The organism is Ochrobactrum sp. AP1BH01-1, from assembly GCF_018066705.1.
Lineage (GTDB): Bacteria > Pseudomonadota > Alphaproteobacteria > Rhizobiales > Rhizobiaceae > Brucella.
The window spans coordinates 426,857-440,159 of record NZ_JAGPOU010000001.1 but is presented as its reverse complement, the minus strand read 5'-3'; the positions used below and the strand labels follow the sequence as shown (position 1 = coordinate 440,159).

Below are 13,303 nucleotides of genomic sequence, written 5' to 3'. Positions count from 1 at the left end.
TGTTCGAGCGAGATGCCGCATTGAAAATATTCTAAGTAAAGCCGAAGTTGGTCTATATAAGCCTGCCGTCGGGCCGGATCGCAAGTGATTTGATGAATTGAAAGAGGTATTGGTGCTCGATATTTCCTATATGACCGCAGCGGGAGCTGGCGCCCTGTCGTTTCTTTCACCCTGCGTCCTGCCTCTCGTGCCGCCCTATCTGTGCTACATGGCAGGCGTGAGCGTCGAGGATTTCCGCGCGGAGAAGGCGACGACCGTTGCGACAGCACCTTCGGCGCGCCGTTCGCTGGCCTTTGCAGCAATCTGTTTTGTTCTCGGTTTCACGACTGTTTTTGTGGCGCTTGGCGCCGGAGCCTCCTCCATCGGCGCTTTCCTGCGCGCCTGGCAGCAGGAAATTGCGATCGTCGCGGGCGTCGTCATCATATTGATGGGACTGAATTTCCTCGGCGTTCTGCGTTTGTCGTTCTTGTCCCGGGAAGCGCGTTTTCAGGCGCGCAACGCTCCAGCGTCCCCGCTTGGGGCTTATGTCATGGGGCTGGCTTTCGCCTTTGGCTGGACCCCGTGCATCGGGCCCGTTCTCGGGCCGATCCTGACGCTCGCAGGCGGCAGCAGCACGGTCGGTGAGGGTGCGCTCTTGCTGGCAACCTATTCGCTCGGCCTCGGCATTCCTTTTTTGATTGCCGCTCTTTTTTCTGGCGCATTCATGCGATTTCTTTCGCGCTTCCGGGTGCATCTCGGCAAGGTGGAAAAAGCGATGGGCGCGCTTCTGGTTGCAGCGGGAGTCCTGTTCCTGACCGGCGGGATGCAATCGTTTTCTTTCTGGCTGCTTGAGAATTTCCCTGCGCTTGGCCGATTGGGCTAAAGGCCCGTAAGTTTTCATAGACGCTTTGATGTTATGAGCGAAGATCATCTCAATTTTCTGGACGACACCATGACAGACCGTACCTGCCTTTCCATCGTGCTTGCTGCTGGCGAAGGCACACGCATGAAATCCAGCCTCCCGAAAGTGCTGCACCAGGTGGCGGGCTTGCCGCTGGTCTCGCACGTGGTCAAGGCAGTTCAGGGCACCGGCAAAAGCGATGTTGCGCTGGTCGTTGGACGTGGTGCCGACGAAGTGCGTGCGGCGGTGGAGAAAAACGCAGGTCCCGTCTCGGCCTTTGAGCAGAAGGAACGCCTCGGTACGGCACACGCCGTTCTGGCAGCACGCGAAGCAATTGAGCGCGGCTATGACGACCTACTCATCGTTTTCGGTGATACGCCGCTGATCGAGGCGTCATCTTTGCAAAAAGCCCGCGAGCGGCTGGCCGATGGCGCCGATGTCGTTGTTATCGGTTTCCGTCCGGACAATCCGCACGGCTATGGCCGCCTGATCGAAGAGGGCGACAAGCTTGTCGCCATCGTTGAGGAAAAAGAAGCAAGCGAAGAGCAGAAGCAGATCGGTTTTTGCAATGGCGGGCTGATGGCTGTTCGCGGCCAACATGCTCTGGCGCTTCTGGATGCTGTCGATAATAACAACGCCAAAGGCGAATATTATCTGACCGATATCGTGGCCATAGCGCACGGCAAAAGCATGCGTGTGACGGCGATTGAAGTGCCGGTCGATAATGTCATCGGCATCAACAACCGTGTTGAACTGGCTGAAGCCGAAGCCATCTGGCAGGATCGCAAGCGCCGGGAAATGATGCTTGCAGGCGTGACGCTGATTGCGCCTGAAACAGTGTTCTTCTCGCACGACACGCTAATCGAGGCGGATGTGATCGTTGAACCGAATGTCTTCTTCGGTCCCCACGTGCATGTTGCGTCGGGTGCGCTCATCCATTCCTTCTCGCATCTGGAAGGTGCAGAAGTTGGGCCGAAGGCGGAGATCGGGCCGTTTGCGCGCCTGCGTCCTGGCGCAAATCTGGGGGAAAAGACCAAGGTCGGCAATTTCTGCGAAGTGAAGAATGCCACCGTGCATAAAGGCGCGAAGATCAATCACCTGACCTATGTTGGCGATGCAACTGTCGGTGCAGGGAGCAATATCGGCGCTGGCACAATCACCTGCAACTACGATGGCTACAACAAGTACAAGACGGTGATCGGCGAAAACGCGTTTATCGGGTCGAACAGTTCGCTGGTTGCACCGGTGGAAATCGGCGACAATGCCTATATCGCATCGGGCAGCACGATTACCGACAATGTTCCTGCCGATGCGTTGGCCTTTGGTCGTGCGCGGCAAGAAACAAAGGAAGGCCGGGGGAAAATCCTGCGAGAGAAGTATGCCGCCATCAAAGCGGCTAAAACCTCGGCGAAATAAATCGTCCAATAGGTTAGAGCATTTCCAGCAAAAGTGTGAAACGGTTTTGCGTTCGGAAATGCGGCAGAAACAGTGAGTTAGAGCGGTTCCAACGATTCCATTAAAACAGGAACCGCTCTAAGCGAGCGACAATCCGCTGGGTTGCCGATCTGCGTTAGAATCTTTAAACCGCGAAGCACACGTCTCAACCTCGGATCTGGAGCAGCCTATGTGTGGAATTATCGGCATAATCGGAAATAACGAAGTCGCTCCGCTTCTCGTGGATGCACTGAAGCGGCTTGAGTATCGCGGCTACGATTCTGCCGGTATCGCCACACTGCAGAACGGCAAGCTTGACCGCCGCCGTGCTGAAGGCAAGTTGGTCAATCTGGAAAAGCGACTGGCTGGCGAGCCGCTTCCCGGCGTCATCGGCATCGGACATACGCGCTGGGCGACGCATGGCAAGCCGGTGGAGCGCAATGCGCATCCGCACATCACCGAGCGCCTCGCGGTCGTTCATAACGGCATCATTGAGAACTTCGCCGAGCTTCGCGCCATGCTTGAGGCCGAAGGCTACAAATTCCAGACGGAAACCGACACCGAAGCTGTTGCCCATCTGGTGACGCGTGAACTGGCAAAGGGCAAGTCTCCGGTCGAGGCTGTCCGCGATAGCCTGCCGCTGCTGCACGGCGCCTTTGCGCTCGCGTTTCTGTTCGAAGGCGACGAAGAACTCCTGATCGGCGCACGTCAGGGACCGCCGCTGGCTGTCGGCTATGGTGAAGGTGAAATGTTCCTCGGTTCGGACGCCATCGCACTCTCGCCTTTCACCGATACCATCGCCTATCTCGAAGACGGCGATTGGGCCGTGCTGACGCGCAAGGGTGTGACCGTTTACGACGAAAACAACAACCAGGTAGAGCGTCCGATCCAGAAGACACAGACGGCAAACATGCTCGTCTCCAAGGGTAATCATCGTCACTTCATGCAGAAGGAGATGTTCGAGCAGCCTGAGGTGATTTCCCACACGCTTGCGAACTATCTTGATTTCACCACCGGCAAGGTGCGTCAGGAAGCAATCGGCATCGATTTCAGCAAGATCGACCGCCTTACGATCTCTGCCTGCGGTACGGCTTACTATGCGGCGTCCGTCGGCAAGTACTGGTTCGAGCAGATTGCGCGCCTGCCGGTCGACAGTGATATCGCTTCCGAATTCCGCTATCGCGAAATGCCGCTCTCGAAGGACTCGCTGGCGATGTTCGTGTCCCAGTCGGGCGAAACGGCTGACACGTTGGCTTCGCTGCGCTACTGCAAGTCGCAGGGGCTGAAAATCGCTGCTGTTGTCAACGTGACGGGCTCGACCATTGCGCGTGAATCGGATGCTGTTTTCCCGACGCTCGCTGGACCGGAAATCGGTGTGGCGTCCACAAAGGCTTTTACCTGCCAGCTTTCGGCCATGGCCTCGCTTGCAATCGCGGCTGCGAAATCGCGCGGCGCAATCGATGACAAGCGCGAACAGGAACTGGTGCGTCAGCTTTCCGAAGCTCCGCGTTTCATCAACCAGGTGCTGAAGCTGGAAGACCAGATCGCAGCAGTCTGCCATGAACTGGCCAAGGTCAATCATGTGCTTTATCTCGGTCGCGGCACATCCTTCCCGCTTGCCATGGAAGGCGCGCTGAAGCTCAAGGAAATTTCCTATATCCACGCCGAAGGCTACGCTGCCGGCGAGTTGAAGCATGGCCCGATTGCGCTGATCGATGAAACCATGCCGGTTATCGTCATTGCGCCGTCTGATCGTCTTTATGAGAAGACCGTTTCCAACATGCAGGAAGTTGCCGCACGCGGCGGTCGGATCATTCTTATCACCGACAAAAAAGGCGCAGAAGCTGCCAGCATCGACACGATGGCGACCATCGTCCTGCCGGACGTGCCCGAATTCATCACGCCGCTGGTCTATGCGCTGCCGATCCAGATGCTGGCCTATCACACAGCCATTCTGATGGGCACCGACGTTGACCAGCCGCGCAATCTCGCGAAGTCGGTCACTGTCGAGTAAATTCAGCTCACTATAGAAAAGACTTTATAAGTTGATAGAAATGGCGGCAGATTGCCGCCATTTTGCTATCCTGCTCGCAAGAGCCTGATCGCTTCGTCGCGCCCAAAGAGATAGAGCAATATTCGCAGCGCCTGTCCGCGCTCGGACTCCAGATCGGGATCGCTCGTCAGAATGTAGCGGGCATCCTTGCGGGCGATTTCCAGAAGATCGCCATGCGATTCGATGGAAGCCAGACGGAAACCCGGTGTTCCTGATTGCCGCGTGCCAAGCAGTTCACCTTCGCCACGCAGTTTCAGGTCCTCCTCGGCAATGCGGAACCCGTCTTCCGTCTCCCGCATGACCTTCAATCGGGCTTGCGCGATTTCACCCAGCGGCCCCTTGTAAAGCAGAAGGCAGGTCGACGGTTTATCGCCGCGGCCTACGCGCCCGCGCAACTGGTGCAACTGCGACAGGCCGAAACGTTCGGCATGTTCAATGACGATGATCGTGGCGTCCGGAACATCCACGCCGACCTCGATCACGGTCGTCGCGACCAGAACCCGCGTTTCGCCCTGTTTGAATGCCCGCATGGCCTCGTCTTTTTCTGCTCCGCTCATGCGGCCATGGATAAGGCCAATGCGCTCTCCAAAAACGGGTTTGAGGCTCTCAAAGCGCTCTTCGGCGGAAGTCAGTTCTACGACTTCGGATTCTTCGACAAGCGGACAAATCCAGTAGATTTTCTGTCCTTCTCCGACAGCTTTTCGGATGCGTTCGACAAGTTCACCCATGCGCTCCATTGGCACGATAGCTGTTGTGATGGGTTGCCGTCCGGCTGGCTTTTCGGTCAGTTTCGACACGTCCATATCGCCAAAGGCGGTGAGGACAAGGGTGCGTGGAATGGGTGTCGCCGTCATGACCAGCATATCCGGTGCTGAACCCTTGGCAGTCAGCATCAGGCGCTGATGCACACCGAAGCGATGCTGTTCATCAATGATAACCAGAACAAGGTCGTGATACTCAACCTTTTCCTGAAACAACGCGTGGGTGCCGATGACAATATGGATCTCGCCGCTTTTCAAACCTTCAAGCACGGCATTCCGGTCGCGCCCCTTTTCGCGGCCAGTCAGAAGGGCGGCTTTCAGTCCCGCCTTCTCTGCAAGCGGCGCGATGGTCGCAAAATGCTGGCGGGCAAGAACTTCCGTTGGCGCCATCAGTGCGGATTGGCCGCCGGATTCGGCTGCGTGCGCCATGGAAAGCAAGCCCACCACCGTTTTGCCGGACCCGACATCGCCCTGCAAAAGCCGCAACATGCGCTCAGGCGATTTGAGGTCTGCAATGATCTCGCGAACCGCCTGATCCTGGCCTTTGGTCAGGCGATAGGGCAGGTCGCGCATGATCTCAGTGACGATACGCCCCGTGCCCTCCAATGGGCGACCGGAAAGCCGCCGCGTCTTGGCGCGCACGAGAGCCAGCGCCAATTGTCCGGCCAGAAATTCGTCATAGGCAAGCCTGCTCCGCGAAATGCTTTCAAGTGCGATGTCGGATGGGTCGTCGGGGAGGTGAAGCGTGTTGAGCGATTGCTGGAAACTGGTGAAACGCTCGCGCGCCAGCAAGGGTGCGTCGATCCATTCAGGCAGCGGCGGCACGCGGGTCAATGCTTCCTTGACGGCACGCGCCAGCGTCTTGGGCGACAAGCCCGCCGTCAGCGGATAGACGGGCTCTACCATCGGTAGATTGGCCGCATCTTCCAGGCTCGCAATATAGTCCGGATGAACCATGGAGGCGCGCCCGTTGAACCACTCCACCTTTCCGGAGACAATGACGGTCTCGCCTTCGGGCAGCATTTTTTGCAGCCATGGCAATTGTGCGTGGAAGAAGGTCAGCGCGATTTCGCCGGTGTCGTCATGAGCGAAAACGCGATGCGGAACATTGCCGCGTCCGGGCGGCGCCGGTTGGTGCTGGTCGACGGTGACTTCCAGCGTGACGATCGCACCCTCCGGCGCGTTGACGATGCCGGGACGGTTTCGCCGGTCGATCACGCTATGCGGCGCCAGAAACAGAAGCTGGCCGACTTTCGGCTCCGCGCCTGGTATGTCAGTGCCGAGCAGTTTGCCAAGCAGGGCGGCGACCTTCGGGCCAATGCCTGAAAGCGAACGAACGGAGGCGAAAAATGGATCGAGAACGGATGGACGCATGGCGGGAGCATTAACTGCTTCGTCCCGCCGTGCAAGGGCGATGCGCAATCTTTCTGTGCTCTTTTTGTTCCTGTTGGATAAACGGGTTCCCGTTTGCGGCGCAGATGCTATATACCAGCAGCAATTTGGAACTGACTGGAGCTTACCGAGGATGACTGGCAGCACATTGGCGACGGAAAATCTGGATGTAAGACGCCGCAAGCTTCTGTTTCGCGCGTGGCATCGCGGTATGCGCGAGATGGATCTGATCCTTGGGCAATATGCGGATGAGTATATAGTCGGCTTCACCGATCCGCAGCTTGATGAATTCGAGCATATTCTCGAAGTGCTCGACCGCGATCTTCTCAAATGGGTGACGGGCGAAAGCCAGATCCCGGCAGATTACGACACACCATTGTTTCGCGATATTGTCGCCTTCCGCGACCGCATAGAATTCTGAGTTCAAGGTTCCCATGCCCGTTTTCAGCAAACTAGGTCTCAAGTCCTCCGACGCGCTCGGGGCAAATCGTCATATCGTGATCGACGGCGTTGCCGACGGTTACGAGGCGTTCTGTCTCGCCCGGCTGGTGGAAGAGATCGGCGAACGCGGGCCGATCATGTATATCGTGCGCGACGGGCAGCGCATTGCCGATCTGGAACAGGTGTTGAGCTTCGTGGCGCCAGATATGCCGGTTCTGCATCTGCCTGCATGGGACTGCCTGCCTTATGATCGCGTGTCACCGGGGGCGGATGCGGCTGCGCGCAGGCTGACAGCGCTTGGCGCATTGGCCGCGCTAAGGAAAGCGCCGCATCCAGCGATCATTCTGACGACTGCCAACGCCGTTCTGCAAAAACTGCCGCCGCAAGCGGCGATTGCCGAACAGGTGATTTCCGCGCGTCCCGGCAATCAGCTCGACATGAACGACCTGGCATCCCGGCTGGAGCGCAACGGTTTCGAACGTGTGTCGACCGTGCGCGATATTGGTGAATTTGCGGTGCGCGGCGGCATTCTCGATCTTTATGCGCCGGGCGCGGAAGAACCACTGCGACTGGATTTTTTCGGCGACACGCTGGAAACAATCCGCGCTTTCGATCCCGCTTCGCAGCGCACCACCGGGACCCGCAAGGAATTTGTCCTACAGCCGATGAGCGAAATCACGCTCTCGCCGGACATGATCAGCCGTTTCCGCAAGAATTACGTCGCTATGTTCGGTGCGCCGCAACGCGACGACGCGCTTTATCAGGCGATCAGCGAAGGCCGTCGCTTTGCCGGCATGGAACACTGGCTGCCGCTGTTCTACGATACACTCGATACCGTATTCGACCATGCGGGCAATATGCCGGTGGTCTTCGATCATCTGGTCCATGAGGCACTGACCGAACGCCACACCATGGTCGTCGACCATTACGAGGCGCGGCTGAGACAGGCGGAAGGCAAGGAGCCCGGAAGCGATGCCGTGCCCTACAAGCCGGTCAAGCCGGAGACGCTTTATCTCACACCGTCAGAGGTTGAGAAGCACGCCGAAGCCGGTGGCATGCGCATCGACTTGACGCCATTCGGTGCGCCGGAAGTTACGGGGCGGACGATTGTTCATGCCGATGTGCACAAGGGCCGTAGCTTTGCCGAGGAGCGTGCCGCCACCGACGTGAATTTGTTCGAGGCTGTGGTGAAGCATATTGCCGAGCTGCGAGCTTCAGGCAAAAAGGTGCTGGTTGCTGCGTGGACGGAAGGCTCGCTCGACCGTCTTTTGCAGGTGCTCGACGAGCACGGACTGGAAAAGATCGAATCGGTCGACCGGCTTTCCACCGTCAAGGCGCTGTCACGCGACAAGGTGACGGCGGCGGTGCTTGCCGTTGAAAGTGGCTTCGATGCTGGCGATCTCGTCATCGTGGCTGAGCAGGATATTCTGGGCGACCGTCTTATCCGCCGTTCCAAGCGCCGCAAGCGGGATCAGGATTTTATCTCGGAAGTCGCCTCGCTGACTGCTGGCGATATCGTCGTCCACGTCGATCACGGTATCGGTCGTTTCATCGGCCTCAAGACGATCACGGCGGCAGGTGCTCCCCACGATTGCCTTGAAATCCATTATGCAGGCGACGACCGTCTATTCCTGCCGGTGGAAAATATCGAGCTTCTGTCGCGCTATGGTTCGGAAGGCTCCGATGCGGTTCTCGACAAGCTTGGAGGTGGCGCATGGCAGATGCGCAAAGCCAAGCTCAAGAAGCGCCTGCTTGAAATTGCCGGTCATCTGATCCAGATCGCCGCCGAACGCCAGATGCGCGGCGCGCCGGTCATGACGCCGCCCGATGGTCTCTATGCCGAGTTTGCCGCTCGCTTCCCCTATGATGAAACCGACGACCAGCTAACGGCCATCGAATCCGTCGCGGACGATCTGGCTGCTGGCAAGCCGATGGATCGACTGATCTGCGGTGATGTCGGCTTCGGCAAGACGGAAGTGGCGCTGCGCGCTGCCTTTATTGCGGCGATGAGCGGCGTTCAGGTTGCGGTCGTCGTGCCGACGACGCTTCTGTCGCGCCAGCATTTCAAAACCTTTTCGAAGCGTTTCCATGGCTTGCCGATCAATGTTGCCCATGCATCGCGCCTTGTTGGCGCAAAGGAGCTTGCAGCGGCCAAGAAGGGGCTGGAGGAAGGAACCGTCGATATTGTTGTCGGCACCCATGCGCTGCTTGGTAGCTCGATCAAATTCAAGAATCTCGGACTGCTCATCATCGATGAGGAGCAGCATTTTGGCGTCAAGCACAAGGAACGGCTGAAGGAACTGAAGTCGGATGTGCATGTGCTGACATTATCAGCTACGCCGATCCCGCGCACCTTGCAGCTCGCGCTAACTGGAGTGCGCGAACTGTCCCTCATCACGACGCCGCCGGTTGATCGCATGGCGGTGCGGACCTTCGTTTCACCGTTCGATCCGCTCGTGATCCGCGAAACGCTTCTGCGTGAGCGCTATCGCGGTGGCCAGAGTTTCTATGTCTGCCCGCGTATTTCCGATCTGGGTGAGATCGAAGAATTCCTGAAAAACCACGTGCCTGAGCTGAAAGTGGCCGTCGCTCATGGCCAGATGGCGCCGGGCGTGCTGGATGACATCATGAACGCCTTCTATGACGGCCAGTATGATGTACTTCTATCCACGACGATCGTGGAATCCGGCCTTGATATTCCGACGGCCAACACGATGATCGTGCACCGCGCCGATATGTTCGGGCTGGCACAGCTCTATCAGCTGCGCGGTCGTGTCGGCCGTTCCAAGCAGCGTGCCTTCGCGCTGTTTACGTTGCCTGCTGGCAAGATGCTGACTCAGATGGCCGAGCGCCGCTTGAAAGTGTTGCAGTCGCTCGACACGCTGGGCGCTGGCTTCCAGCTTGCAAGCCACGACATGGATATTCGCGGTGCGGGCAATCTGCTTGGCGAAGAGCAGTCGGGCCATATCAAGGAAGTGGGTTTCGAGCTCTACCAGCAGATGTTGGAAGAGGCCGTGGCAACACTCAAGGGCACTGTCGAAGTGGAAGACAGCCAGTGGTCGCCGCAGATCGCGATTGGTACGGCGGTGATGATTCCGGAAGCCTATGTGCCCGACCTGCAACTGCGCCTTGGCCTTTATCGCCGTCTTGCCGATCTGGAAGAGCCGCAGGATATCGATGCTTTCGGTGCGGAACTCATCGACCGTTTCGGTCCGATGCCTGAAGAAGTGCAGCATCTGCTCAAGATCGTTTACATCAAGGCGCTCTGCCGCCGTGCGAATGTCGAAAAGCTGGATGCTGGGCCGAAGGGCGTTGTCATCCAGTTCCGCAATGCGACGTTCAACAATCCGGTCGGATTGGTGAAGATGATCGGCGAGCAGGGCTCCATGGCCAAGATCAGGCCAGATCAGAGCATTGTTTTCATCCGCGACTGGGCAACACCGGAGAAGCGACTCAACGGCTCGGCAGTCATCATGACGCAACTGGCAAAGATCGCGACGGGGTAATTACCGATCTTCGGCAATTCCCGGCTCGAAACCTTCCGCCGTCTGGCGAATGGCGTCGGCAAGGACATCTGCCGTCTGCGCGCCCATGACGGCATATTTCTGGTCGATAATGAAACACGGCACGCCGCGCACGCCGATGCGGTTGGCAGTGTCGATCTCCTCGCGAATTGTCGTCTTGTCGGCGTCGCTTTGCAGAAGCCGGGCGACGACTGCTGCGTCCATGCCGACGCTTGCCGCCGCATCGACCAGCACTTCATGGTCGCCGATGTCCTGTCCCTGCTCGAAATAGAGCGAGAACAGCATGCCGACCATCCTATCCTGTGTGTCGGGAGCGGCCTGCGCGGCCCAATGTATGAGCCGATGTGCATCAAGGGTGTTCGGCGCGCGCGCAATGGCATCGAAATCGAATACGACGCCGTTTTCCTCGCCAAGTTCGGTCAGCTGTTTGTGGACGTCATCGATCTTTCCGCCGGTGCCGAATTTCTCCCGCATATAGGCTTGGCGATCCTTGCCCTGTGGAGGCAGGGTAGGGTCCAGTTGGAAGGGGCGCCAGCGCACCTCGGCCTCCACATCCGGCACCATTGCGAGAGCCGCTTCGAGGCGCTTGCGCCCCAGAAAACACCATGGGCAGACGACGTCCGAAACGACATCGATAGTTATCTTTCTGGCAGCCATGGTTCGATCTCCGTGCAGGAACCGGAGGCTCGGCCTCCCGTTAAATACTCATCATATATTGGGTGGATGTAGGGCGAATTACACTGACGTTAAAGCCCGGTCATGGTTTTGAGCGCCACCAGGTCGGCAGCTGATAGCCGTAAAGTGAGGTCTTCTGCGGGTGTTCGATACGATCCCAGCGCGCTACCCATTGATAGGGAAGGTAGTAAAGCGGAACGTAGTAGTCGCCAGAGATAAGCACGCGATCCAGCGCGCGAACCGCACTGACGAAATCCGCGCGGCTTCTTGCGGCCAGCAGCGCTTCAATCATCGCATCAACGGCTGGATCGGCCACTCCCGGATAGTTGAAGCTTCCCTGGACATCCCGCGAAGCCGCACCCCAGCGCATCCATTGTTCATTGCCGGGCGAAAGCGAGCCGGTCAGTGCGCCGAGTATCATGTCGTAGTCGAATGTCTGCAGGCGTTGCTGATATTGGGCGTCGTCAGCCGTACGGATTTCTGCCGTAATGCCAAGCCGCGCAAGGTTGCGTTTGTAGGCGAGAGCGACCTTTTCTTCGTCGGGCGAGCGCGTCATGATTTCGAACGTCAGCGGCTTGCCGGAGGGATCGACTGCCAGGCCGTGCTCAAACCGGAAACCGGCTTCTGTCAGCAGATCATAGGCTTTCTTTGCTGGTATGCGATCATGGCCGCTGCCGTCCGTTACCGGCGGATGCCACGTACCATTCATGACATCTTCGCGGACAGCGTCGGGGAAAGGTGCAAGCAATTGCTTCTCGCGGTCGTCAGCCGGCTTACCCACGGAAGAAAGCTCCGATCCTTCCCAATAACTCTGCGTGCGGCGATATTGATCGGCGAAGAGATTGCGATTGGCCCATTCAAAATCGAACAGCAGTCCAAGAGCCTGTCGGACGCGACGGTCGGCGAAGATCGGGCGGCGCGTATTGAACACGAATCCCAGCAGATTGGCTGGGGTGCCTTTTTCAAAGTTGTCCTTGATAACCCGTCCCTGTTTGACCGCCGGGAAATCATAGAGCTTTTGCCAGCGCGTCGGGTTTGCTTCGATAAAGACATCGAGCAGCCCTTTCTTGAACGACTCGAACAGGGAAGTCTCATTGCGATAATATTCGACTGTCAGAGTGTCGAAATTGTTGAGGCCGCGCTGTGACGGCAAATCCTTGCCCCAATAGCTATGGTTACGCTTGTAGATGATGCGTTGGCCGGGCTGCACGCCGGAAACAAGATACGGCCCGCTGCCGACAGGTGGTTTCAAGGATGAATTACCGAAGGTCTCTCGATCAATGGCGTGTTTAGGCAGCACGGGCATCGAAGACGCAACGAGCATCGGAAACTCCCTGTCCGACTTGTCGTTGAAGGTAAAGCGAACGGAGCGTTCTCCTGTCTTCTCGATCTTTTCGACACGGCTCATCCGGTTGTTGTAGGGGGGACGCCCCTTTTCCGTCAGGATGTCATAGGTGAAGAGCACGTCGTCCACGGTCACCGGCTGGCCGTCAGACCATTTCGCCTTCGGGTTCAGGGTGAATTCGACCCATTTGCGTTCGGGATCGACTGCAACCTTTTCAGCCAGCAGGCCGTAAAGGGTAAAGGGCTCATCCCGCGAGCGCTGCATGAGGGTTTCATAAACCAGATTTCCGAGGTCGACGTCCCCGAAAAGACCGCGCGCCGTGGTACGCATGCTTTTCAGCACAAATGGATTGAGGCTGTCGAAGGTGCCGACAACGCCCATTGTAAGCGTGCCGCCCTTCGGCGCGTCGGCATTCGCGTAAGGAAAATGGGTGAAGTCGGCTGGCAGAGCCACGTCTCCGTGCATGGACAGCGCATAGTCCGGCTGGGTTTGCGCGATTGCTTGCACCGGCATCGCGGTAATGGCCGCTCCGGTAAAGCTCGCAACAACCGCTTTGCGGAGATAGGCAATCAATCCGTTCAACTTCAATCGTCCATTGTAAACAAGTTTGATGGTCGTCGCAGGGAAGCGTCGATTCGGAACCGAAAACTAGCATGATCGTACATTAAGTGCGGAATTAGGGCGTGTCCGTCACGTGACAGTGGGAGCTAAAACAAAGATTTTGACGGATTCCGAGCACGGAATGTCGAAACTCATCTGGATTCATACCCATAGTCGTTGTAACACGGCTCCGGATTG

Annotated in this window: 8 protein-coding genes; 5 read left to right on the top strand and 3 right to left on the bottom strand. The window is 57.8% G+C overall.

What is annotated here, in order from left to right; genetic code table 11:
• Positions 1 to 112 precede the first annotated feature (112 nt).
• From J9800_RS01965 to glmS, 3 genes are all read left to right on the top strand, one after another.
• Complete coding sequence (locus J9800_RS01965; RefSeq protein WP_114215063.1) at positions 113 to 862, top strand: cytochrome c biogenesis CcdA family protein; 750 nt, start codon at positions 113 to 115, stop codon at positions 860 to 862.
• A 69-nt stretch (positions 863 to 931) separates the two neighbouring features.
• A complete protein-coding gene (gene glmU / locus J9800_RS01960) occupies positions 932 to 2,296 on the top strand; it encodes a bifunctional UDP-N-acetylglucosamine diphosphorylase/glucosamine-1-phosphate N-acetyltransferase GlmU (RefSeq protein WP_114215064.1) in 1,365 nt (454 codons plus the stop codon).
• A gap of 208 nt (positions 2,297 to 2,504) precedes the next feature.
• The gene (gene glmS, locus J9800_RS01955; protein WP_114214914.1) at positions 2,505 to 4,328 is read left to right on the top strand and encodes a glutamine--fructose-6-phosphate transaminase (isomerizing); all 1,824 of its coding nucleotides are present in this window, start codon (positions 2,505 to 2,507) and stop codon (positions 4,326 to 4,328) included.
• Positions 4,329 to 4,393: 65 nt separating this feature from the next.
• On the opposite strand, the gene recG is transcribed toward glmS, so the two are convergent.
• Positions 4,394 to 6,502 carry an ATP-dependent DNA helicase RecG gene (recG, locus tag J9800_RS01950; protein WP_114215065.1) on the bottom strand — a complete coding sequence of 703 codons (2,109 nt, stop codon included), beginning with the start codon at positions 6,500 to 6,502 and terminating at the stop codon, positions 4,394 to 4,396.
• Positions 6,503 to 6,653: 151 nt separating this feature from the next.
• Here recG and J9800_RS01945 point away from each other — a divergent pair, with 151 nt between their 5' ends.
• Positions 6,654 to 6,941, top strand: coding sequence for an FAD assembly factor SdhE (locus J9800_RS01945; protein WP_112587647.1), 288 nt, complete (start codon positions 6,654 to 6,656; stop codon positions 6,939 to 6,941).
• 13 nt (positions 6,942 to 6,954) lie between these two features.
• Entirely contained in the window at positions 6,955 to 10,467 is a 3,513-nt protein-coding gene (gene mfd / locus J9800_RS01940) for a transcription-repair coupling factor (protein WP_114214915.1), read from the top strand.
• Here mfd and J9800_RS01935 read toward each other — a convergent pair whose 3' ends face one another.
• Entirely contained in the window at positions 10,468 to 11,142 is a 675-nt protein-coding gene (locus J9800_RS01935; RefSeq protein WP_114214916.1) for a DsbA family oxidoreductase, read from the bottom strand. It lies immediately after the preceding gene.
• Between the two features lie 100 nt (positions 11,143 to 11,242).
• A complete protein-coding gene (locus J9800_RS01930; protein WP_286167448.1) occupies positions 11,243 to 13,018 on the bottom strand; it encodes an extracellular solute-binding protein in 1,776 nt (591 codons plus the stop codon).
• Positions 13,019 to 13,303 lie beyond the last annotated feature (285 nt).